Source organism: Paraburkholderia sp. Tr-20389 (genome assembly GCF_017104565.1).
Taxonomy (GTDB): domain Bacteria; phylum Pseudomonadota; class Gammaproteobacteria; order Burkholderiales; family Burkholderiaceae; genus Paraburkholderia.
This window is the reverse complement of the sequence record NZ_JAAGPD010000027.1, coordinates 119,772-143,787: the sequence shown is the minus strand read 5'-3', so window position 1 is coordinate 143,787 and position 24,016 is coordinate 119,772. Positions and strand designations below refer to the sequence as shown.

Here is a 24,016-nt window from a genome sequence, read left to right as displayed (position 1 = left end):
GAACATGGGCTGGCGGTGTTAGCCCGCTTTCTTTGCTTACTTTCTTTGCGGCGGCAAAGAAAGTAAGTGCCGCCCCGCACAGGGGCAACGCATGAACTACCAACACCAAAACGCGGACGCCAGCGAAAGCCAAAGACCAAAAACCAAAAACCAAACCGGCAAAGCCCGCGCCGAGAAGGCAAGCATGTCGACTGCGTCGCAGACAAAAAAACTAACCTTTAGCATCCCTCTCAATGATCCATTCATGCTTAGGATCGTTCTTGAAATGCCATGTCCTGGCAGGCCCCGCCATAACATTCAAATAGTAAGAGTCATATCCATAAGGAACAACAACAGGGTGATACCCACGAGGCACCATCACGACATCGTGATCCTCAACAGCAAGCGATTCATCGATATCGCGCTCATCGGTATACACGCGCTGAAACGCAAACCCTTGCGGCGGATTCAGCCGATGATAGTACGTCTCTTCGAGAAAGCTTTCCGCAGGAATATTATTCGTATCGTGCTTATGCGGTGGATAGCTCGAAGAATGTCCGCCCGGCGTGCGGACCTCGACCACCAGTAATGATTCGGCCGGCTCGGTCTGCGGAAGAATATCGCACACGTACCGCGTATTCGCACCCTTGCCGCGCACCGAGCGTTTCATCTGCGAAGGCTCGATCAATCGCGCCGGGTACTCGCCCTTCGCAGGTGCACTGGCCACGCCCACTTCCGCAAAACGATTCGCGCGCACAGTAGCACGCGTATTCGGCGGCAAATACACGGCAACCGGCGCGCTATCCTCGAATACACTGTCCCGCGAGCCGAGACCGCTCCACGTCTGCGCATCCGTTTCGATATCGACGGCACCCGCCATCACCACGATGCACACCTCGCGCGATGCCTCCAGCACATGCACGACTTCATTCGGCTCCATCCTGTACGCAGCGAAACCGACATACTTCCAGGCCGCCGACTCAGGCGTGACTCGCGCGATCGTCTGGCCTTCGCGCGTCGCCTTCACAAGCAAACTCATGCTGCCTCCTGTGCGACATCGAGGGGCGCATCGACGAGCGTGCGCAACGTGCGATACCCCTTCTGCGCATAAGCATACGACGGCGCGACGGCCGGGTCCTGCTCCGCCTCGACCACGAGCCAGCCGCGATAGCCGTGACGCTTGAGCGTATCGATGATGGCCGGGAAATCGACGGCGCCGTCGCCCGGCACCGTGAACGCGCCCGCGATCACCGCATCGAGAAAACTCCAGTTGCGATTGCGCGCAACCTTCATCACGGCAGGGCGCACGTCCTTGCAATGCACGTGACACACGCGGCCGATGTGCCGGTTCAACACGGCAAGCGCATCGCCGCCCGCGAACGTGATGTGGCCCGCGTCGAACAGCAAGCCCACGTCCTCGCTCGTCAGCGCCATCAGCCGGTCGACGTCGGCGGGCGTTTCGACATACGCGCCCATATGATGGTGATACGCGACGCGCACACCCTTGCTCAAGGTATAGCGCGCAAATTCATTTAGCCGCTGTGCGTACGTGTTCCATTGCTCGTCCGTGTAAAAGCGCGGCCGTTGATAAAGCGGGAAGGGCGAGCCTTGAATCGTGTTGTGCACTTCGCCGTACACCATCACGGTCGCGCCGTTCTTCGCGAGCAATTCCAGATGCGCATCGGCGGCCTTGCACTCGTCCTCGATGCTGCGGCTGAAATCCGCGACCCGCCCCGAATACCAGCCCGAAACGAGCGAGAGGTCGTACTGTGCGAAGAGCTGCTTCAACGCTTCGGGCTCGCGCGGAAACTTGTTGCCGAGCTCGAATCCCTGATAGCCGATTTCGCGCCCTTCCGTGAGCGCGACGTGGAGCGGCGTCTCGCCGCCGAGCGACGGCAGATCGTCGTTCATCCACGACAGTGGATTGATGCCGATGCGTACTTCGAACTGACTCATGTGCGCTTCCTCACTCGTTGTTCCTGCCACGCGCATTCAGATGCGCTTCGTAATCGGCGCGTGCATGACGCACGCCTTCGCGCGGCGATACCTCGGGCACGGCGACTTCCCACCACCAGCCGCCTTCATCCGTAGTGCGCGCGGCATCGGTGTCGATGCACACCAGATACGTGCGGTCGGCGGCACGCGCGCGCTGCATCGCGGCTTCGAGTTCCTGCACGTTCGCGACATGTTCGGCATGCGCGCCCATTGCGCGCGCGTGCGCGGCGAAGTCGATGTCCGGTGCGCCGGGTGCGCCCTGCACGCAGTCGTCGAACATGTTGTTGAACGGCGCGCCGCCGCATGCCTGCTGCAGACGGTTGATGCAGCCATAACCGCGATTGTCGAGCACGACGACGATCAGCTTCGCGCCGAGCATCACCGACGTCGCGATCTCGCTGTTCATCATCAGATAGCTGCCGTCGCCGACCATCACGATCACTTCGCGCTCGGGCCGCGCGAGCTTGGCGCCGAGGCCGCCCGCGATCTCGTAGCCCATGCACGAATAGCCATATTCGACGTGATACGCGCCCGGACGTCCCGCGCGCCACAGTTTGTGCAACTCGGCTGGCAGCGTGCCCGCTGCGCAGACGACGATGTCATCGGTCGTCGAGCGTGCGCTGGAGCGCTGCACGGCGCCGATCACGTCGGCATCGTACGGGAGCACGCTTTGGCCCTCCTGCGTGCGCTGCGGCGCGTGCGTGAGCCTTTGCACGATGTCGCGCCATTCGTTCGCACGTTGCTGCGCACGCGCGGTCCATGCGCCATCCGCTTGCCAGCCTTCCAGTCGCGAGCCGAATGCTTCTAGAGCGAGCTTCGCATCGGCCTGCACGATACAGCCGCGATGCTTGAGACCGTCGAATGCATTCGCATTGATGCCGATCACCTGCGCCTGCGCAAAGAGCGTATTCGAGCCCGTCGTGAAGTCCTGCAGACGCGTGCCGACAGCCAGCACGCAATCGGCTTCGTGTGCGATCTCGTTGGCGCCCGGCGAGCCCGTGACACCGAGCGAGCCGAGATTCAGCGGATCGTCCCATGCGAGTGCGCTCTTGCCGGCCTGCGTTTCCGCCACGGGAATGCCGTACTTCGCCGCGAACGTCTTCAGCGCGTCCGTGGCGCGGCCATAGAGCACGCCGCCGCCCGCGACGATCATCGGCCGCTTCGCATTGCGCAGCACGAGCAGTGCGTCATCGAGTTCGTGTTCGACGGGCGAGGGCGCATGGAACCTCACGACGCGCGGTTCGAAGAAGTCGGCGGGATAGTCGTAAGCCGTGGCTTGCACGTCTTGCGGCAGTGCGAGCGTGACGGGGCCGCACAGCGCGGCATCCGTCAGCACACGCAGCGCGCGCGGCAATGCGTTGAGCAACTGCGCGGGATGCACGATGCGATCGAAGTAACGCGACACGGGCTTGAACGCGTCGTTCGCCGAGATGCCGCCGTCGTGGAAATCTTCCACCTGCTGCAACACCGGGTCCGGCGCGCGCGACACGAAGATATCGCCCGGCAGCAGCAGCACGGGCAAGCGGTTCACATGCGCGAGCGCTGCCGCCGTCACGAGATTCGTTGCGCCCGGACCGATCGATGTCGTCACGGCCATCATGCGCCTGCGGAAGTGCGCCTTGGCGAAAGCGATTGCGCTGTGCGCCATCGCCTGTTCGTTGTGCGCGCGATAAGTCGGCAACGCGTGACGATACTGATAGAGCGCTTCGCCGAGGCCCGCCACGTTGCCATGCCCGAAGATCGCGAACACGCCGCCGAACAGCGGCTCCGTGCCCGTGCCGTCTTCCGTCTCGACCCGTTGCGCGGCGAGATAGCGGACCACGGCCTGCGCCGCCGTCAGACGGATCGTGCCGTCGGCGGAAACCTGCGCGGTCGTGTCGGATGGAGTCGTTACATCATGATGCAACGCGCGCTGATTCATGCTGCCTGCTCCTGATGAACGTTACGCGATGAACCCGCATGCGATGTGCCACGATGCTCGCGCCACGAATGAATCAGCGTTTCGAACGTATGGCGCACGCGTGCGATCACTTCGTCGTCGCCGATTTCGCCCTTGAGCCACGCGCGGCTCGGCTCGTAGTGAATCGTGCGGCCGACCGTGAAGCCCTTGCAGGTTTTCGATTGCGCCGCCGCGCGGAAGCCTTCCATCATCTGTTCGACGGGCGCCGACAGCCCGAGCAGCACCACGCCGCGGCAATACGGATCGCGCTCCTGGATCAGCGCATCGACGGCTTGCCATTGCGACGCATCCATCGGTTCGAGCTTCCACCATTCCGGATAGATGCCGATGTTGTACAGACGCTTCAACGCACGACACACGACGTCGGGTCCGGCAGGCAGATGCTTCGGCGGAATCACTTCGAGCAGCAGTTCGTGGCCGGATTCCTGCACGGCGTCATAGAGGGCGCGTATTTGTGCTTCCTGTTCGATGCGCTGTTCAATCGGCTCGTCGGGATGAAACTGCACGAGGCACTTCACGACATGCTCGCGCGGCCAGCTCGTCAACGTCGTGCCGACCGAGCGGCCGTGATCGAACACGAGCGGTACCGATCCCGGCAACTCGACGGGGCGGCCGATCCACCAGCCGCGACCCGTCGCTTCGTTCAGCGCATCCTGGCCGTAGCGATCGTCGATCAGCACGGCAATCTTGCCTTGCAGGCCGAGCGCCTGTTCCGTCTGTTTAACGGCTTCGACGAACAGGCTCTTCAGCGTCGAAACGCGCGCGAGGTCGGCGCCCGTTTGCTGCGCGAGTTCGAAGAACTGATTGCGATGATCGAACGCGAAGCCGAGCACTTCGTCGTAGGTCTTGCGCGCAGGCGTCACGCGATGCAGGCGGGCGAGCGTCGCATCACGGTCGGGGCGGCGCATGCGCGCCGGGTCCGCTTTTGCTTCGCGCAGGAAGTAGTCGAGTTCGGCGGGCGTCGGCATTGCAGGCGCGCAGCCGTGGCGCGATACGACCAGCGCACCGCTCGCGTTCGCGGCGCGCGCGCACGCTTCGAGCGGCTCGTCGCGCAGCCAGCCGGACAGGAAGCCCGATGCGAATGCATCGCCCGCGCCGAGCACGTTCAGCACCTCGACTTCGACGCCGCCATGAACGGGCGCGTCGTCGATGGAAGCGGGCACGTCGCCCTCGATGATCTGGCAGCCGAGCGGGCCGCGCTTCACGACCAGCGTCGCGGCCGTGACCTTGCGCACCTGCGCGAGCGAGTCGATCAGCGAGTCCTTGCCGCCCGCGATGCGAAACTCTTCTTCCGTGCCGATCACGAGATCGAAGAGGGGCAGGATGCTCTGGATGTGCGCGCTCACGCCGTCGTTGGCCACGAAGCGCGTCTCGCCGTCGGCTTTGCCCGTCAGGCCCCACAGCACGGGCCGATAGTCGATGTCGAGCACGGTGCGCACGTCGTTGCGCCGTGCGTAGTCCAGTGCGCGGCGGCTCGTGCGGTTCACCTGCGCCGTCGAGAAGTGCGTGCCCGTGATCAGCAGCGCTTTCGACGAAGCGATGTACGCCTCATCGAAGTCGTTTTCATCGACGGCCATGTCCGCGCAGTTCTCGCGATAGAAGATCAGCGGGAACGTGTCGCGGTCTTTCAGGCCGAGCAGCACGAGCGCAGTCAGGCGCTCCTGATCGACGCGCACGTGGCCGACGTCGCAGCCTTCCTTCGTGAGCGTCTCGGTGAGAAAGCGGCCCATGTGATCGTTGCCGACGCGCGCGAGCATCGATGCGTTCAGGCCGAGCCGCGCGCAGCCGAACGCGATGTTCGCGGACGAGCCGCCCAGATACTTCGCGAAGCTCGCAACGTCTTCGAGACGCGAGCCGACCTGCTGCGCGTACAGATCGACGGCAAGCCGGCCGAGGCAGACGATGTCGCGGCTGCGGCCCGCCGCGAAGCGGCTCGCGCCGCGAGCCGTGGGTGTGCTGGTAAGAGCCATGTGTGTGTCCTGAGTGTGCTGTCTGTCGGCGAAAGGAGAGGCTTTGCGGCTCAGATCTCCGCGCCTTCCAGTTCGCTGATCATCTTCTGCATCTCCGCGCCGCCCGCCATCATGTCGAGCACTTCGTCCTTCGTGATGGTTTCCTTCGTGTAGGTGCCCATCGACTTGCCGCGATTGAGCAGCGTGAACGAGTCGCCGATCGGATACGCGTGGTGCACGTTGTGCGTAATGAAGATCACGGAAATGCCTTTCGCGCGCGCCTTGTGAATCAGCTTCAGCACGTTGAAACTCTGCTTCACGCCGAGTGCGGCCGTCGGTTCGTCGAGAATCAGCACGCGGGCGCCGAAGTGAATGGCGCGCGCAATCGCAAGACACTGCCGCTCGCCGCCCGACATCGTGCCGATCGGCTGATGCGGGTCCCGCACCATGATGCCCATCTCGGCGAGCTTGTCGCGGGCGATGCGCGCGCTTGTGTCGAGATCCATCACGTTGACGAGGCCGAAGAGCTTCTTTTGCGGCTCGCGTCCCATGAAGAAGTTGCGCGCAACGGACAGCAGCGGCACCAGCGCGAGATCCTGATACACGGTGGCGATGCCCATATCGAGCGCATCGCTCGGCGATTCGAAGTTGACCTTCTTGCCGTCCACCAGGTAATCGCCGGAAGAGGGCTGATGCACGCCCGCGAGCGTCTTGATGAGCGTCGATTTGCCCGCGCCGTTGTCGCCCAGCAGGCAGTGCACTTCGCCGCGCTTCAGCCGCAGCGTGACGCCGGACAGCGCGATCACCTTGCCGAAATACTTGCTGACGTTTTCGAGCGAGAGGATGGTGTCGTCTTGCTTCAGAGTGTCGGACATGGTCGTCTCCCGTGGCGATTACGATTGCGCGACGCGGCGGCGCACATAGTGATTGAAGAGCACCGCGATCAGCAGCATCACGCCGAGGAACACGCGGAACCAGTCGGAACTGACATTCGTATAGGTGATGCCGATCTGCACGACGCCGAAGATCAGCGCGCCGAAGCAGGCGCCCACCACGGATCCATAACCGCCCGTCAGCAGCGTGCCGCCGATCACCGCGGCGATGATTGCCTCGAATTCCTTTTGCAGACCGCGGTCGGCGGCAGCGGAGCCGATGTCGCACACTTGCAGTACGGCGAACAGGCACGAGCAGAAGGCCGTCAGCACGAACAGCGAGATCTTCACGCGACGCACAGGCACGCCGACGTTCTTCGCGGCATTCGCATCGCCGCCGACAGCGAGCATCCAGTTGCCGTAGCGCGTCTTCGCGAGGACGAACGCAGCGACGGCGGCCAGTGCGAACCACCACAGCAGCACTTTCGGAATGCCCGGCACGAGCGGCTGGCCGTTGTCGAGCAGCGTGCCGACGCCCATGTGCGCGAGGCTCGTGAAGAGGCCGTGCAACGCGACACCATGGAACAGGAAGTTGGTCACCGCATCGGACTGGGCGAGATCGCCGACACCGGAGATGATCGTGCGGTCCGCCACCATGATCGAGAGGGCGAGCGTCAGGCCGCGCAGAATGAAGAGGAACGCGAGCGTCACGATGAACGACGGCAGACGCGTGCGCATCACGAGGTAGCCGTTCAGCGCGCCGAGCGCCATCGAGCCGGCGAACGCGAAGATGATGGATGCCCAGATCGGCCAGTGAAAGTAGACGGCGGGTATCGCGACCATCATGCCCGCGAAGCCGATCATCGAGCCGATGGAGAGATCGAACTCGCCGGCGATCATCAGCAGACACGCGCCGACGGCAAGAATGCCGAGATAGGCGGAGACCTGCGACCAGTTCATCACGCCGTCGAGAGCGAACATGCCGGAGCCGCCCGCGCTGATCGCGAATATGAGGAACACCAGCACGGTGCCGGAGATCGCGGCGAATTCCGGCCTGTTCAGCACATGCCCGAAGAACGACTCCTTGCGGATGCGCTCGTCGGATGCCGTTGCCGGCTGCGAAGGTTGTGCGTCGTTGCCCTTCGCGTCGTGACCATGCGATGGATAGTGTTTGCCGGCTACGCCCATGATGTCTCCTGTGTCGACCCGAGTTTGCGCTTCAGCGCTTACTCGGGTCCCATGCACGTCAGTGCGGTCGACCCGAGTTTGCGCTTCAGCGCTTACTCGGGTCCCATGCACGTCAGTGCGGTCGACCCGAGTTTGCGCTTCAGCGCTTACTCGGGTCCCATGCACGTCAGTGCGGTCGACCCGAGTTTGCGCTTCAGCGCTTACTCGGGTCCCATGCACGTCAGTGCGGTCGATCCGAGTTTGCGCTTCAGCGCTTACTCGGGTCCCATGCACGTCAGTGCGGTCGACCCGAGTTTGCGCTTCAGCGCTTACTAAGTCCTGCGCACGTCAGTGCGGTTAGCTTCTTTGGCGGTTCACTCGTTAGAGTGGCGAGAGTCGCGTAGGAAGCCTTAAATGTCGCGGTCGGGGCACCCGACGATGGCGGCTGATTCTGCACAAAACGGCGTGCAAAGGGCCGCCGGGGTCGCGCGATGCTGGCGCGCCCGGTACCGCGTACTGGCTGAAGAGTTAAGTCGGTCAGCGGTACTGGCCCGCGTACTTGATGACCTTGTCGATATTTGCCTTCGTGATGAAGCCCGGACCGGAACGGATGTTCTTCGGTCCATACGACGGCTCGAGGCCGTACGTCTGCAGACGTTCCTTGAACTTCGGATTGGCCTGCAGGATCTGCCGGATCTTCGTCGGATCCGTCGTGTGCTCCTTCTTCACGATCGCGAGCACCGCGACGGCGATATAGCCTTGCAGATACGGTTGCTGGTCGATCGCGAACTGGATCGTGCCGTCCTGGATGCCCTTCGCGATGTCGTCCGAGAAGTCGAACGTCGCGAAGTAGATCTTGCCCGCGAGGCCCATCTGCTGCACCGCTTTGATCGTCGCCGAAGCGGGCGTCGGTCCGAGCGTGAGGATCGCACCCGTGTTCGGATGGTTGCGCAGATAGGCGCTGACCTTCGACTGGATTTCCGTCGGATCCTGGCCGGAGTCGATCGTCGACGTCTTGTAGTTCACGCCGAGTGCATCGGCGAAACCGCGGCAACGCTCGAACGACACCACGTTGGTCGCGAAGTGGTTCACGCACAGGAACGACTTCACGCCCGCGGCCTTGGCCTTTTCGCCCGCCGCCTTGCCCGCCACGTATTCGGGCTGGCCGATGTGCATGATCGCGCCGAGTTGCGCGCTCTGTTCTTCCGTGCCGGAGTTGATCGTGACGAGCGGAATCTTCTTCGCGGTGACCTTGCCGAGCGAACTCTTCAGCACATCGAAATCGGCGATGGTCACGATCACGCCGTCGTAGTTGCGCGCCGCGGATTGCTCGATCAGGCGCGACATGTCGGCGAGATCGCCATTGGGCGGGTTGCGGTAGTCGGTTTCGACGTTGAAGTCCTCGTCGGCCTGCTTGATCGCATTCTTGATGGTGTTCCACCACGAGTCGGAATCGGGCGCGTGGCTGATCAGCACGAACTTCGCGTCCGCCGCCTGTGCCGTCGATGCCGCCGTCATCGCGCCGATGCCCGCCGCCAGTGTCAGCGCTGCTGCCAGAACTTTGAACGAAGCCTTGCCATTGCAAAGTCTCATTGTCTCCACCTTTGTCTGTTCGTATTTGAGGGGAGCGTCTGACGCTTTGCGAGGTGATGCCGGTTCGCCGTTGCGCCATCGCTCAGGACCAAGATTAGGCCAGTTTTTCGAGACGTGCAATGAAAATTTCATGTCAAAGAAAAATGGAAAATCCATTCCATTTGCTTTCGGTAGTGCCTATACTCGGCAACGTCGGGACAGCGCTTGCCCCGTCCCTTGCGTTCCGCGGAGCGCCTTGGCGGGCGCGGTTTTGCGCTGCAAAAAAACACAGAGGTCAGGACCATGCCGGAAGACAGCACAGAAGAGTTGCCGAGCGTCGAAGAATTGATGCAGCGCATCGCGGAGAACTACGAGTCGTTGCCGCGTCAGTTGAAGAGCGTCGCGACGTATCTCGAGCAGCATCGTTCGAGCGTGATGGTCGATCGCACCAGCGACATCGCGGCGAGTTGCGGCGTGCATCCGTCCGCCGTGGTGCGTTTCGCGCAGCGTTTCGGCTTCTCGGGCTTCTCGGATCTTCAGGCGGTGTTCCGGCAGGCTTACACGACCCAGGGCGGCTCGGCGCAGAGCTATCAGCAGCGCATTCGCAAGCTGATCGACGAGAAGCCGGGGCGGCTGTCGGGCGGCAGCGTCGCGCGCGAATTCATGGCGGCGTGCCGCGACGGACTGGACGAACTCGAAGGCTCGCTCGACGACGCGCAATTCGACGCCGCCGTGAAGATGCTCCAGCAGGCGGACAACATCTATGTGATCGGCGTGCGGCGCTCGTTTCCCGTCGCGAGCTACATCGTTTATGCATTGCAGCACACGCCGAAGCGCGTGCATCTCGTGTCGGGCTTCGGCGGGATGTATCGGGAACAGATTCGCAGCGTGAAGAAGGGCGATGTCGTCATCGCGATCAGCTTCGCGCCGTACGGCAAGGAGACGCAGTATTGCCTGCGCGTCGCGCATCACCATCAGGCGAAGACGCTCGTCATTACGGATAGCCAGCTGTCGCCGCTCGCGCGCTACGCGAGCACGCAGCTGTATGTGAAAGAGGGCAGCGCGTTTGCGTTCCGCTCGCTGACCAGCACGATCTGCCTGTGCCAGGCGCTGTTCATTGCGCTCGCGTACAAGCTGGAATTGAACGTAGAAGAGTCGACAGACACTGGAGGATACGATGACTGAAGTGGCAGGCAAGACGATCGACGTAGCCGTGTTCGGCGCAGGGCGCATCGGCAAGATTCATGCGTCCAACCTCGCGCGGCAGCCGGGCGTGCGGCTCAAGTACGTGGTCGACGTGAACCGCGACGCGGCGGCTGCACTCGCCGCGCAACACGGCGCGCAGGTGGCGGATGTGGACGGTGCGATGGGCGATGCGTCGGTGGGCGCGACGGTGATCTGTTCGAGCACCGACACGCACGCCGATCTGATTCTTCAGTCGGCGGCGCAGAAGAAGCATGTGTTCTGCGAGAAGCCCGTCGATCTGACATTGGAACGCGCGCGCGCATGCGCCGATGCCGTCGCGAAGGCGGGTGTGGTGTGCATGATCGGCTTCCAGCGCCGCTTCGATCCGACCTTTGCTGCGCTGAAGGCGCGCATCGACGCGGGCGAAATCGGCACGCCGGAAATGCTCGTCGTGACGAGCCGCGATCCGGGTGCGCCGCCCGTCGAGTACATCAAGCACTCGGGCGGCATTTTCAAGGACATGCTGATTCACGACTTCGACATCTTCCGCTGGATTCTCGACGACGACGCGGAGACCGTGCACGCGACGGGCAGCTGTCTGTCCGACCCCGCGATCGCCGAGGCGGGCGATATCGATTCGACGGCGGTGACGATCCGCACGAAGCGTGGACGTCTGTGCCAGATCAACACCGCGCGGCGCGCCGCATATGGTTATGACCAGCGCTTCGAAGTGCTCGGCAGCGAAGGCATGTTGCAGGCGGGCAATGTGCGTCCGACGGAAGTGACGGCGTACTCAAAGACGGCGGTGTCGAGCGATGTGCCGGAGCACTTCTTTCTCGAACGCTATCGCGCCGCGTATGCGCTCGAAATCGCGCATTTCTTCGAAGCCGTCACGCAGGGCAAGCCGGTGCGCACGACGGTCGCCGACGGCCTGAAGGCGCTCGAACTCGCCGAAGCCGCGACGCGCTCGTGGCGCGAAGGCCGCGCGGTCAAACTCAATGAGGCCCTGTGATGAGCGGCGGACCGTTGCGGGTTGGCATCGTCGGTCTCGGGCGCCTCGGCAAGCGGCATGCGGAGAATCTTGCGTACCGTGTGTCGGGCGCGGCGCTGGTGGCCGCGTGCAGTCCCGTCGAGGAAGAGCGCGAGTGGGCGCGCAACGCGTTGCCTGCGCCGCGCCTGTATGACGACTATCGCGCGCTGCTCGACGATCGCGACGTGGATGCCGTGTGGCTCGTCACGCCGTCGGCGCTGCACGCGCAGCAGATCGTCGATGCGCTGAACGCGGGTAAACATGTGTTCTGCGAGAAGCCGTTGTCGCTCGATCTCGCCGAGTGCGAGCGCGTGATTGCCGAGGCACGGCGTCATCCGCAGTTGCAGGCGACGATCGGCTTCATGCGGCGTTTCGACCCCAGCTATCGCGACGCGTTCGAGAAGATCGAGGCGGGCGCGATCGGCAGGCCGTTCATGGTGCGTTCGCAGACTTGCGACCAGAATGATCCCGAAGGCTTTTTCGTGCGCTTTGCGCCGACGTCGGGCGGGATCTTTCTGGACTGCACTGTGCACGACATCGACGTCGCGCGCTGGCTGCTCGGCATGCCGAAGGCGAAGCGCGTGTACGCGAGCGGGGTGGTCGCACTGCACGAAGGCCTGCGCGAATTCGGCGATGTCGACAACGGCGTGGCGATCTGCGAGTTCGAAGGCGGGCGGATGGCGATGTTTTACGCGTCGCGCACGCTGGCGCACGGCAACGATACGGGCAGCGAGGTGATCGGCACGGCGGGCTCGGTGTATATCGGCCGCAATCCGCGTCTCAACCGGGTCGAAATCGCCGACGCGACGGGCATTCGCAACGCGTGCACGCCGACGTTCTTCGACCGGTTCGAGGATGCGTTTCTGCATGAAGCGCGGGCGTTCGTCGCGGCTGTGAGGGAGGGGAAGCAAAGCGGCGCGACGTTGACGGACGCGATGGAGGCGACGCGGATCGGCTATGCGCTGCGCGAGTCGCTGTCGAGTGGGCGGGCAGTCGATTTGTGATGATTGGGAGCGCGTCCGGGTTTTCGCGGCCTGGGCGCGGTCGGGGCGCTTGCGCTAAAATTTTGCCTTCTGCCTGGCGCTGAACGCGCCGCTTCGGAAGGTCATCGTCGATGGAAATTCAGATTCACAAAGAAGTGGATGCACGCGGGCTGAAGTGCCCCCTGCCGATTCTGCGCGCCAAGAAGGCGCTGGCTGATATGGAAAGCGGTCAGATTCTTAAAGTGCTGGCTACTGATCCCGGCTCTCAGCGGGATTTTGCTGCTTTTTCCAAGCAGACTGGGAATGAGATTGTTGAGGTTGCGACCATGCCGGATAAGGTTTTTGTGTTTTTCATGCGGAGAAGGTGATTTTTTTGTCTGCGACGCACGGGGGCCTTCGTGGCGCGGGCGTTGCCGTTTGGTTTTTTGCTTTTGCTTTTGCCTTTTGTTCGCTGGCGTCCGCGTTTTGGTGTTGGTAGTTCATGCGTTGCCCCTGTGCGGGGCGGCACTTACTTTCTTTGCCGCCGCAAAGAAAGTAAGCAAAGAAAGCGGGCTAACACCGCCAGCCCATGTTCTTGCCTGCGGGCCCCCAACGGGTCCCGCACTCCACTCGGCAACACTTTGTTTTGCGCCCGTTGCCAGCGCCTCGAACAGGCGCATCACCCACTCCAGTCACCCGTAGCGCAGCCAGCGGCAGCGAACGGTTTGCGCCGCCCAGGTGGCAAACTGTGTGTAGGTTGTCGCACCGTATGCGTTCGCGCTCCTACGACACCGATCCCGCTTTTCAGTCCGGAGTGGTGCACTTCCGTCACGATGGCCTACACACAGTTTGCCACCTGGGCGGCCGTGGACGTCTGGTGACGCGGTCCGCGTCGCGGGAGTGTGGAGTGGGTGATGCGTGCCTTAGCGCGTTGGCAACGCGCGAAAACAAGTGCGTTACCGCCTGAAGCGTAAGAACTGTTGGGGGCCCGCAGGCAACAAGTAGCACTGGCGGTGTTAGTCCGCTTTCTTTGCTTACTTTCTTTGCGGCGGCAAAGAAAGTAAGTGCCGCCCCGCACAGGGGCAACGCCTGAAGTACGAAGGCAAAACGCGGATGCCAGCGAACAAACCCAAACCCAAACCCAAACCCAAACCCAAACCCAAACCCAAACCCAAAACCAAACCCAAACCCAAAACCAAACCAAACCCAAAAAAGAAAAAGCCGTCGCAGACACGACGGCTCATCAACTTCACACCAGGCGGGCAAAAAACAAACGCCCGCTGCAGGCGAAGAAAAAAATCAACCTTCGAGCACCGGCGACCGAGTCCGCAGGTACTCTTCAAAATCTGCAGCCACTTCCGGATGCCGCAAGGCAAATTCAACGGTAGCCTTCAGATACCCCAACTTGCTACCGCAATCAAACCGGGTCCCGTGGTACTTATAAGCGAGAACCTGCTCATCAGCGAGCAGCGACTGAATCGCATCCGTCAGCTGCAACTCACCGCCCGCGCCGGGCTTCAACGCACGGATGTGATCGAAAATCCGCGGCTTCAGCACATAACGCCCAACCACGCCCAGGTTCGAAGGCGCAACCTCAGGCGCCGGCTTCTCCACGATGCCCGACATCTTGATGATCGCGTCTTCCCACTCCTTGCCGTCGACGATACCGTACGACTTCGTCTCCGACGGCGGGATTTCTTCGACCCCGATCACCGAGCTGTGATAGTGGTCGAACACCTCGATCATCTGCTGCATGACAGGCGGCTTGCCATACAGCAAGTCATCTGCAAGGATCACCGCGAACGGGTTGTCGCCCACCAGCTTCTCCGCACACAGCACCGCATGGCCCAAGCCGAGCGCCTCCGGCTGACGCACGTAAAAACAGTCCACATGACTCGGCTTGATACTGCGAACCAGTTCCAGAAGCTTTGCCTTACCACGAGCTTCCAGTTCGGCCTCGATTTCGTACGACTTGTCGAAGTGATCTTCGATCGCACGCTTGCTGCGGCCGGTGACGAAAATCATTTCGGTGATGCCGGCCGCCATCGCTTCCTCAACCGCATACTGGATCAAGGGCTTGTCGACGATAGGCAGCATTTCCTTCGGGCTGGCCTTGGTGGCAGGGAGGAAGCGGGTGCCGAGACCCGCGACCGGAAAGACCGCCTTTGTAACTTTTAGCATGTGTGTACCCTGCGTCCTCTGGTTTGGATGCGCGCCGGCGCCGGACGGCGCGACGCACATGGGTCGTAATCAGGCCGGCAAGCGAGACAGTTGTGCGGTCAGCTTGCCAATCGTGGTCTGATATTCTGCCAGTCTTTTTTGCTCCTGCTCAACGACCGCCGGCGGTGCTTTTGCAACAAAACTCTCGTTCTGGAGCTTGGCGTTACATTTCGAAACTTCTGCGTTCAATCTCGCAATTTCTTTTGACAGCCGCTCGCGTTCCGCGGCGACATCGATTTCCACTTTCAGCACGAGCTTGTCCGTACCTACGATAGCAATCGGTGCGCCATGTGCCTGCGCATCCAGCGTCGCTTCGTCCGCGATGATCTGTACCTCGGACAGGCGCGCCAACGCCTGTGCGTAAGGTGCAAACGACGCCAGACGCTCCGCGTTGCCCGTCACCAGCAGCGGCACCTTCGTCGCCGGCGACAGGTTCATCTCGCCGCGCAGGTTCCGGCACGCGTCGATCACAGCTTTCAGATCGGCGGCCCATTGTTCGGCCGATTCGTCGATCTTGCCCGCTTCGGCGATCGGGTAGGGCTGCGTCATGATCGACGCTTCACCATCCGCCTTGCCGTCCGGGTACTTTGCCGCAAGCGGCGCCACCTTCTGCCACAACGCTTCCGTGATGAAAGGAATCACCGGGTGCGCGAGACGCAGCACCGTTTCGAGCACCCGCAGCAGCGTGCGGCGCGTCGCGCGCTGCTGCTCGGGCGTGCCCGTCTGGATCTGCACCTTCGCCAGTTCGAGATACCAGTCACAGTATTCGTCCCATACGAACTTGTATAGGGCGTTCGCCACATTGTCGAAGCGATAGTCGGCAAAGCCCTTTTCGATTTCGGTTTCGACGCGCTGAAGCAGCGACACGATCCAGCGGTCGGCCTGCGAGAAGTCCGTGTAGCCGCCCGGGCCGCAATCGCCCGGCTGGCACGCGCCCGGCTTCGAGAAGCCGCAGTCGTGGCCTTCGCAGTTCATCAGCACGAAGCGCGTCGCGTTCCACAGCTTGTTGCAGAAGTTGCGGTAGCCTTCGCAGCGCGCAAGGTCGAAGTTGACGTTGCGGCCGAGCGTGGCCATCGACGCCATCGTGAAACGCAGCGCGTCCGTGCCGAACGCGGGAATGCCGTCGGGGAATTCCTTGCGCGTTTTCTTTTCGATCGTCGCAGCCTGCTTCGGATTCATCAGGCCCGTGGTGCGCTTCGCGACGAGCGCGTCGAGGCCGATGCCGTCGACGATATCGATCGGATCGAGCGTGTTGCCCTTGCTCTTCGACATCTTCTGGCCTTCCGCGTCGCGCACGAGGCCGTGCACGTAGACGGTGTCGAACGGCACCTTGCCCGTGAAGTGCGTGGTCATCATGACCATGCGCGCGACCCAGAAGAAAATGATGTCGAAGCCGGTGACGAGCACCGACGATGGCAGGAACGCGCTCAGTTCAGGCGTTTCGTTCGGCCAGCCGAGCGACGAGAACGGCACCAGCGCCGACGAGAACCACGTGTCGAGCACGTCTTCGTCGCGCTTGAGCGCGCCCTTGTAGCCCTGCGCGTCAGCCTTCGCGCGCGCTTCTTCTTCTGTCTTCGCGACGAAGATCTCGCCGCTTTCGCCGTACCACGCGGGAATCTGATGGCCCCACCACAGCTGGCGCGAAATACACCAGTCCTGGATGTTTTCGAGCCACTGGTAGTACGTGGTCGTCCAGTTTTCCGGCACGAACTTGATCTGGCCGTTGCGCACCACGTCGAGCGCCGTTTCGGCGATCGACTTGCCCGGGTTGAACGTGCCCTCGGGCGCCGGCTTGCTCATCGCGACGAACCATTGGTCCGTCAGCATCGGCTCGATCACGACGCCCGTGCGGTCGCCGCGCGGCACCATCAGCTTGTGCGGCTTCACCGATTCGAGCAGCCCGATCGCTTCGAGATCCGCGACGACCAGCTTGCGCGCGTCGAAGCGATCCATGCCGCGATACTTTTCGGGCGCGTTGTCGTTGATCTTCGCGTCGAGCGTGAGAATTTCGATCTGCGGCAGCTTGTGGCGCTGGCCGACCTGATAGTCGTTGAAGTCGTGCGCCGGCGTGACCTTCACGACGCCCGTGCCGAATTCGCGGTCCACGTAGTCGTCGGCGATGATCGGGATTTCGCGGTCCGTCAGCGGCAGCTTCACGTTCTGGCCGATGAGTTTCGCGTAGCGCTCGTCTTCCGGATGCACCATCACGGCGACGTCGCCTAGCATCGTTTCCGGACGCGTCGTGGCGACGGTCAGATGGCCCGATCCGTCGGCGAGCGGATACTGGATGTGCCACAGGCTGCCGTTTTCTTCCTCGCTGACCACTTCGAGATCGGACACGGCCGTGAGCAGCACGGGGTCCCAGTTCACGAGACGCTTGCCGCGATAGATCAGCCCCTGTTCATAGAGGCGCACGAACACGTCGCGCACGGCGGCCGACATCTTGTCGTCCATCGTGAAGTATTCGCGCGACCAGTCGATCGACGCACCCAGGCGCCGCACCTGGCCGGTGATGGTCGAGCCCGACTGCTGCTTCCATTCCCACACGCGCTCGACGAACTTCTCGCGGCCGAGGTCGTGGCGCGACACGCCTTGCGCGTCCAGCTGGCGCTCGACGACGATCTGCGTCGCGATGCCCGCGTGGTCTGTGCCCGGCACCCACAGCGTGCTCTCGCCGAGCATGCGGTGGTAGCGCGTCAGGCCGTCCATGATGGTCTGGTTGAACGCATGGCCCATATGCAGCGTGCCCGTGACGTTGGGCGGCGGCAACTGGATCGAGAAATTCTTGCGGCCCGGCTCCATCGTCGGAGCGGCGTAGCCGCGTTTTTCCCATTCGGGGCCCCATTGGGCCTCGATCGTCTGCGGCTCGAAACTCTTGGCCAGCGTGTTGTCGCTTGTCGTCATCGTCAAAATCTGCCGGAAAATGCGTGGAAAGATGCCTGAAACCTTGAATTATAAAGGGATGCGGGAGCGGCGGGCCGCGCCTGCCCTTGCAGGTGCGCAAGATGTCGGCATGAAGCCCGCGTGAAGCACGCATGACAGGCGCGACGCGCCGTGCGATCGGGACGCAACCGGGGGCGGAAAGCGCGCGGCAAGCGGCGATGCCTCACGGTCTTATAATGACGGACCACCCGCCGCAACCGTCGTTTCTCTTCCTCACTCATGCCCGAACTGCTCGCGAACCTGAACCCCGAACAACACGCCGCCGTCACGCTGCCGAACGAACCGGCGCTCATTCTGGCGGGCGCAGGCAGCGGCAAGACGCGCGTGCTGATCACGCGGATCGCGTGGCTGATCCAGCAAGGTTTCGCTTCGCCGCCCACCATTCTCGGCGTCACCTTCACGAACAAGGCCGCGCGCGAAATGATGTCGCGCCTGTCCGCGCTGTTGCCGATCGACACGCGCGGCATGTGGATCGGCACGTTCCACGGCCTGTGCAACCGGATGCTGCGCGCGCATTACCACGACGCGGGCCTGCCGCAGACTTTCCAGATTCTCGACACGTCGGATCAGCTCTCGGCGATCAAGCGCCTGATGAAGGGCCTGAATATCGACGACGAGAAATACCCGCCGAAGAACCTGCAGTACTTCATCAACAACGCGAAGGAGCAGGGGCTGCGTCCGAAGGACGTCGACGCGTCCGACAACTTCAACCGCAAGTTCGTCGAACTGTACGAAGCCTACGACCAGCAATGCCAGCGCGAAGGCGTGGTCGACTTCCCCGAGCTGTTGCTGCGCTGCTACGAACTGCTGTCGTACAACCCGCCGCTGCGCGCGCACTATCAGGCGCGCTTCCGGCACATTCTGGTCGACGAGTTCCAGGACACCAACAAGCTGCAATATGCGTGGCTCAAGATGCTGGCGGGCGAGCACAACGCGATCTTCGCGGTGGGCGACGACGACCAGTCCATCTATGCATTCCGCGGCGCGAACGTCGGCAACATGCGCGACTTCGAGAGCGAGTTCAAGGTTCGCAACCTGATCAAGCTCGAGCAGAACTACCGCTCGCACGGGCATATTCTCGATGCGGCGAATCATTTGATCGCGAACAACTCGCGGCGTCTCGGCAAGAACCTGCGCACGGATGCCGGTCATGGCGAGCCGGTGCGCGTCTATGAAGCCGCGACGGATTCGCAGGAAGCGGGCTGGATCGTCGAAGAGATTCGCGCGTTGATCAACACGGGCCTGTCGCGCAGCGAGATCGCCGTGCTGTACCGGAGCAATGCGCAGTCGCGGACCATCGAACACACGCTCGTGAACGTGGGCATTCCGTATCGCGTGTATGGCGGCCTGCGCTTCTTCGAACGTCAGGAAGTGAAGCATGCGCTCGCGTATCTGCGTCTGATCGACAACCCGAACGACGACACCGCGTTCGCACGCGTCGTCAATTTCCCGACGCGCGGCATCGGCGCGCGTTCGATCGAACAGCTTGCCGACGCGGCACGTCTCTACAACTGCTCGATGGCGGCGGCGATACCGTACGTGACGGGCAAGGCGGGTACGAGCCTCGGCACGTTCGCGAACCTGATCGCGAAGATGCGCGCGGAAACGGCGCAGATGAGTCTGCCCGAAACGGTCGAATGCGTGGTGCGCGCAAGCGGCCTGTCCGAGTTCTATCAGAACGAACGCGAAGGGCAGGAGCGGCTGGAGAACTTGCAGGAACTCGTCAACGCCGCGACCGCCTTTGTCAGCGAAGAAGGCTACGGCCTCGACACGCCCGCGCGTTCGATTCCGCTGCGCCCCGGCGCGACGTCCGCCCCCGAACTCGTGGTCTCGACCGACGATCCCGGTATCGACGTGCTCGACGCCGCGAATCCTGCGGACCCTGCGCAGAACCCCGATACGATGACGCCGCTCGCCGGTTTTCTGTCGCACGCTTCGCTCGAAGCGGGCGACAACCAGGCGCAGGCAGGCCAGGAAGCCGTGCAGCTGATGACGGTGCACGCGGCGAAGGGCCTCGAATTCACGGCGGTGTTCATCACGGGTCTCGAAGAAGGGTTGTTCCCGCACGAAAATAGCGCGATGGAATCGGACGGGCTCGAAGAAGAGCGTCGTCTGATGTACGTCGCGATTACGCGTGCGAAAGAGCGGCTGTATCTGTCGTTCGCGCAGAGCCGGATGCTGCACGGCCAGACGCGCTACAACATCCGCTCGCGCTTCTTCGACGAACTGCCGCAAGAGACGCTCAAGTGGCTCACGCCGAAGGTCGAGGCGGGCGCGCGCTGGGGCGGCCGTTCGGACAACGCCGGCTGGGGCCGCGACTGGTTCTCGCGCCCGGATCGTCAGCAGCAGGGCTATCAGGGCAGCGCGAGCTACGCGACGACGGGCGCGCCGCTGCCCGCGTTCGCCAACGAGCAGCGCGCGGCGGACACGGGCTTCCGCGTCGGCCAGCAGGTGTTCCATACGAAGTTCGGCGAAGGCACGATTACCGCGCTCGAAGGCGGCGGTGCGGATGCGAAGGCGCAGGTCAAGTTCAAGCGGCACGGCGAGAAGTGGCTCGCGCTGGCCGTCGCCAAACTGCAGGCGGTCGAATGAGCGCACTGCCGTCCGAAGCAACTTCGGAAGCGACGATTCCGCGCCGTCCGCTCGGCGTGATGGCGGCACTGCAGCAGGAACTCGGCGATCTGCTCATCGCGATGCGCGCAGAAGGCGCCGTCGAAACCATCACGCACGGCAAGCGCGACTATCACATCGGCACGGTGCACGGCGCGCCCTGTGTGGTGACGCTGGCGCGCGTCGGCAAGGTCGCGGCGGCCGCGACGGTGAGCGCGCTGATCCATGAATTCGATATCGAAGCCGTGGTGTTCACGGGCGTCGCGGGCGGCGTTGGGCCGGCTGTGCGGATCGGCGATGTCGTCGTCGCCGAAACGCTGATGCAGCACGACATGGATGCGTCGCCGCTGTTTCCGCGTTTCGAAGTGCCGCTGCTCGGCATGTCGCGCTTCGCCGCCGACGCGCCGTTGACGGCCGCGTTGACGGCCGCCTGCGAGCGGTTCATCGAAGAAGAAGGCGATGCGCTGTCGCAGCGTTTTCTGACGGAGGCGCGTCCTGTCGTGCATCGCGGGCTGATCCTGAGCGGCGACCAGTTCGTCGCGAGCGCGACAGCGGTCGATCTGCTGCGCGCCGCGTTGCCGGACGCGCTCGCCGTCGAGATGGAAGGCGCGGCGATCGCGCAGGTCTGCTACGAGTACAACGTGCCGTGCGCGATCGTGCGGACCATTTCGGACACGGCGGACGCGCATGCGCCCGCATCGTTCGTCACGTTTTTGACCGAGATCGCGGGCACCTATTCGAGCGGGATTCTCAAGCGTTTTTTGTCGGTGCGCGGGTGAGTTGCGCTTGAGCGTGGTTGTGGTGCTCAGCCGCCGCGTACGCCGACGGACGACGCCACGGCCTCACGAATCTGCTGTAACGCCGACGGATCTTCGATAGTCGGCAGATCGCCCGGGTCGCGTCCTTCTGCGAGCGCCGCGATCGCGCGGCGCAACAGCTTGCCGGAGCGCGTCTTCGGCAGCATCGACACCAGCACCACATGCGCGGGCCGCGCGATTGCGCCGAGTTGACGGTCGACGGTCGCGCACAGTTCGGCGGACAGCTTCGCGCGCGCGTCGTCGGAATCGTACGCAGCGGCATCGCGCACGACGACGAACGCAATCGCCGCCTGACCTTTCACTTGATCCGTCACACCGACCACGGCCACTTCGGCCACTGCCTTGTGACCTGACAGCGCTTCCTCGATTTCGCGCGTGCCGAGGCGATGGCCCGCGACGTTGATCACGTCGTCGGTGCGGCCGAGGATCGTCACGTAACCGTCCTCATCCTGAATGCCCCAGTCGAACGTCGAATAGACCTGCTGGTTCGGCACGCTTTCCCAATACGTCTTCACGAAGCGCTGATCGTCGCCCCAGACGGTCGACATGCAACCGGGCGGCAACGGATAGCCGAGCGTGATCACGCCTTTTTCGCCGGGTGGGCACGGCTCGCCCGTGTGCTCGTTGCGCAGCGTCAGGTCGTAGCCGTAGCAGGGCACACCGGGCGAGCCGAGCTTTTGCGGCAGCGCTTCGACGCCGCGCTGGATCGCGAGAATCGGCCAGCCGGTTTCCGTCTGCCAGAAGTTGTCGACGACGGGCTTGCCGAGCGAGTCGGCGATCCATGATGCCGTCGGTTCGTCGAGCGGTTCGCCTGCGAGAAACAGCGTGCGCAGGCTCGACAGATCGGCCTGTTTGAGCAGTGCGGGGTCCTGCTTCTTCAGTACGCGGATCGCTGTCGGCGCGGTAAACATCAGATTGATCTTGTATTGTTCGACGAGCCGCCACCAGATACCGCCGTCGGGACGGATGGGCGTGCCTTCGTACATGACCGTCGTGAGACCGGCGATCAGCGGCGCGTAGACGATGTAGCTGTGACCGACGACCCAGCCGACGTCGGAGGCGGTGAACATCGTGTCGCCCGGTTTGCCCTGGAAGATGTATTCCATCGATGCTGCGAGCGCCACGGCATAGCCGCCGACGTCGCGCTGCACGCCTTTCGGCTTGCCCGTCGTGCCCGACGTGTAGAGCACGTACGAAGGTTCCGTCGATTCGAGCCATTCGCATTGCACGTGCGCGTCGAAGAACTGCTCGCGCAGCGGTTCGTATGCGACGAGATATGGCGCGTTCAGACGCTCGGGCGTCAACTGACGGTCGATCAGCAGCACGTGCGGCGTCTTGTGCGTCGCGCGCGACATTGCTTCGTCGACGAGCGGCGTGTAGTCGATCACCTTGCCGGCGCGCGCGCCTGCGTCGGCCGTCACGATCAGCATGGGCTTCGCGTCGTCGATACGTGCGGCGAGATTGGGCGCGGCAAAGCCGCCGAACACGACCGAGTGGATCGCGCCGAGACGCGCGCACGCGAGCATCGCGAAGACGGCTTCGGGGATCATCGGGAGATAGATCAGCACGCGGTCGCTGCGCTTGACGCCGAGCGAGCGCATCACGGCTGCCATCCGGTTCACTTCCGCGTGGAGTTCGGCGTAGGTGTAACGCCGCTCGATGCCGGTTTCCGTCGACACGTAGATGAGTGCGTTCTGCTGTGCGCGTTCCGCGAGATGGCGGTCGACGGCGTTGTGGCAGAGGTTCGTCCTGCCGCCGACGAACCAGCGCGCAAACGGCGGATTCGAGCGGTCGAGGACTGTGTCGAATCTGGTTTCCCAGTGGATCCGGTTGGCCTGTTCGCGCCAGAAGTCTTCTGGGGATTCGATCGAGCGGCGGTGGAACTCGCGGTAGGGGGTCATCGGGGGATGTCCTTTTACTGGTCCGGTTTTTTTGCTGTTGTTCTTTTTTCGCTGACGCGGATGGACAGGATAGAGCACCGCCTGTGGGGTGGGCAACGCGGGTTCACCATGACCGTCTTTTTTGTCTGCGACGTAGTCGCCATTCTGGTTTTTTTGCTGGCGAGCGCCTATTGTTCGCTGGCATCCGCGTTTTGCCTTCGTACTTCAGGCGTTGCCCCTGTGCGGGGCGGCACTTACTTTCTTTGCCGCCGCAAAGAAAGTAAGCAAAGAAAGCGGGCTAACCCCGTCAGTGCTTGTTGTTGCCTGCGGGCCCCCAACAGTTCTTACGCTTCAGGCGGCAACGCGCTTGCTTTCGCGCGTTGCCAACGTGCTAAGGCACGCATCACCCACTCCACACTCCCGCGACGCGGACCGCGTTACCAGACGTCCACGGCCGCCCAGGTGGCAAACGGTGTGTAGGCCGTCTCGACGCAAATGCACCACTCCGGACTGAAAAGCGGGATCGGTGTCGTACGAGCGCGAACGCGTACGGTGCAACAACCTACACATAGTTTGCCACCTGGGCGGCGCGGACGGGTCGCTGCCGCTGGCTGCCTGCGGGTGACTGGAGTGGGTGATGCGCCGGTTCGAGGCGTTGGCAACGGGCGCAAAACAACGTGTTGCCGTATGGAGTGCGGGACCCGTTGGGGACCCGCAGGCAACAACACGGGCTGGCGGTGTGAGCCCGCTTTCTTTGCTTACTTTCTTTGCGGCGGCAAAGAAAGTAAGTGCCGCCCCGCACAGGGGCAACGCCAGCAAACCAGAAGCAAAACGCGGATGCCAGCGCCGGAAACCGCGGATGCCAGCGAACAAA

General features: G+C 63.0%; 16 protein-coding genes. 6 read left to right on the top strand and 10 right to left on the bottom strand.

Annotated elements, in window-relative coordinates; genetic code table 11:
* Positions 1 to 211 precede the first annotated feature (211 nt).
* The 7 genes from iolB to G3N95_RS23730 form a co-directional block, all read right to left on the bottom strand.
* Positions 212 to 1,018 (bottom strand): 5-deoxy-glucuronate isomerase, encoded by an 807-nt coding sequence (gene iolB / locus G3N95_RS23760; protein WP_205972513.1) that lies wholly within the window; start codon positions 1,016 to 1,018, stop codon positions 212 to 214.
* Positions 1,015 to 1,935, bottom strand: a complete 921-nt coding sequence (gene iolE / locus G3N95_RS23755; protein ID WP_205972512.1) for a myo-inosose-2 dehydratase — start codon at positions 1,933 to 1,935, stop codon at positions 1,015 to 1,017. Before iolE ends, iolB begins: the two co-directional genes overlap by 4 nt.
* A 10-nt stretch (positions 1,936 to 1,945) precedes the next feature.
* Entirely contained in the window at positions 1,946 to 3,895 is a 1,950-nt protein-coding gene (gene iolD, locus G3N95_RS23750) for a 3D-(3,5/4)-trihydroxycyclohexane-1,2-dione acylhydrolase (decyclizing) (protein WP_205972511.1), read from the bottom strand.
* Positions 3,892 to 5,904, bottom strand: a complete 2,013-nt coding sequence (gene iolC, locus G3N95_RS23745) for a 5-dehydro-2-deoxygluconokinase (RefSeq protein ID WP_205972510.1) — start codon at positions 5,902 to 5,904, stop codon at positions 3,892 to 3,894. The genes iolD and iolC overlap by 4 nt, the downstream gene beginning before the upstream one ends.
* 50 nt (positions 5,905 to 5,954) lie before the next feature.
* Positions 5,955 to 6,758: an ATP-binding cassette domain-containing protein gene (locus tag G3N95_RS23740; RefSeq protein WP_205972509.1), complete on the bottom strand. Its 804-nt coding sequence runs from the start codon at positions 6,756 to 6,758 to the stop codon at positions 5,955 to 5,957.
* A gap of 18 nt (positions 6,759 to 6,776) precedes the next feature.
* A complete protein-coding gene (locus G3N95_RS23735; RefSeq protein WP_205972508.1) occupies positions 6,777 to 7,943 on the bottom strand; it encodes an ABC transporter permease in 1,167 nt (388 codons plus the stop codon).
* 516 nt (positions 7,944 to 8,459) lie between these two features.
* Positions 8,460 to 9,515 (bottom strand): sugar ABC transporter substrate-binding protein, encoded by a 1,056-nt coding sequence (locus G3N95_RS23730; RefSeq protein WP_205972507.1) that lies wholly within the window; start codon positions 9,513 to 9,515, stop codon positions 8,460 to 8,462.
* 282 nt (positions 9,516 to 9,797) lie between these two features.
* Here G3N95_RS23730 and G3N95_RS23725 point away from each other — a divergent pair, with 282 nt between their 5' ends.
* The 4 genes from G3N95_RS23725 to G3N95_RS23710 all read left to right on the top strand — a co-directional run bounded on the left by G3N95_RS23725 (position 9,798) and on the right by G3N95_RS23710 (position 13,060).
* Entirely contained in the window at positions 9,798 to 10,679 is an 882-nt protein-coding gene (locus G3N95_RS23725; protein WP_205972506.1) for a MurR/RpiR family transcriptional regulator, read from the top strand.
* Positions 10,672 to 11,691, top strand: a complete 1,020-nt coding sequence (iolG, locus tag G3N95_RS23720) for an inositol 2-dehydrogenase (protein ID WP_205972505.1) — start codon at positions 10,672 to 10,674, stop codon at positions 11,689 to 11,691. The genes G3N95_RS23725 and iolG overlap by 8 nt, the downstream gene beginning before the upstream one ends.
* Positions 11,691 to 12,713: a Gfo/Idh/MocA family oxidoreductase gene (locus tag G3N95_RS23715; RefSeq protein WP_205972504.1), complete on the top strand. Its 1,023-nt coding sequence runs from the start codon at positions 11,691 to 11,693 to the stop codon at positions 12,711 to 12,713. Before iolG ends, G3N95_RS23715 begins: the two co-directional genes overlap by 1 nt.
* Before the next feature lie 116 nt (positions 12,714 to 12,829).
* Positions 12,830 to 13,060: a sulfurtransferase TusA family protein gene (locus G3N95_RS23710; protein ID WP_205972518.1), complete on the top strand. Its 231-nt coding sequence runs from the start codon at positions 12,830 to 12,832 to the stop codon at positions 13,058 to 13,060.
* 910 nt (positions 13,061 to 13,970) lie between these two features.
* On the opposite strand, the gene galU is transcribed toward G3N95_RS23710, so the two are convergent.
* Positions 13,971 to 14,852 carry a UTP--glucose-1-phosphate uridylyltransferase GalU gene (gene galU, locus G3N95_RS23705; RefSeq protein ID WP_012400984.1) on the bottom strand — a complete coding sequence of 294 codons (882 nt, stop codon included), beginning with the start codon at positions 14,850 to 14,852 and terminating at the stop codon, positions 13,971 to 13,973.
* A 69-nt stretch (positions 14,853 to 14,921) separates the two neighbouring features.
* Positions 14,922 to 17,795 (bottom strand): valine--tRNA ligase, encoded by a 2,874-nt coding sequence (locus G3N95_RS23700; protein WP_205972503.1) that lies wholly within the window; start codon positions 17,793 to 17,795, stop codon positions 14,922 to 14,924.
* 258 nt (positions 17,796 to 18,053) lie between these two features.
* Between G3N95_RS23700 and G3N95_RS23695 the strand changes: the two genes are divergently transcribed.
* Positions 18,054 to 20,426 carry a UvrD-helicase domain-containing protein gene (locus tag G3N95_RS23695; RefSeq protein WP_205972502.1) on the top strand — a complete coding sequence of 791 codons (2,373 nt, stop codon included), beginning with the start codon at positions 18,054 to 18,056 and terminating at the stop codon, positions 20,424 to 20,426.
* Complete coding sequence (locus G3N95_RS23690; RefSeq protein ID WP_205972501.1) at positions 20,423 to 21,223, top strand: 5'-methylthioadenosine/adenosylhomocysteine nucleosidase; 801 nt, start codon at positions 20,423 to 20,425, stop codon at positions 21,221 to 21,223. The genes G3N95_RS23695 and G3N95_RS23690 overlap by 4 nt, the downstream gene beginning before the upstream one ends.
* A 26-nt stretch (positions 21,224 to 21,249) precedes the next feature.
* On the opposite strand, the gene G3N95_RS23685 is transcribed toward G3N95_RS23690, so the two are convergent.
* The gene (locus G3N95_RS23685; RefSeq protein ID WP_205972500.1) at positions 21,250 to 23,163 is read right to left on the bottom strand and encodes a propionate--CoA ligase; all 1,914 of its coding nucleotides are present in this window, start codon (positions 23,161 to 23,163) and stop codon (positions 21,250 to 21,252) included.
* Positions 23,164 to 24,016 lie beyond the last annotated feature (853 nt).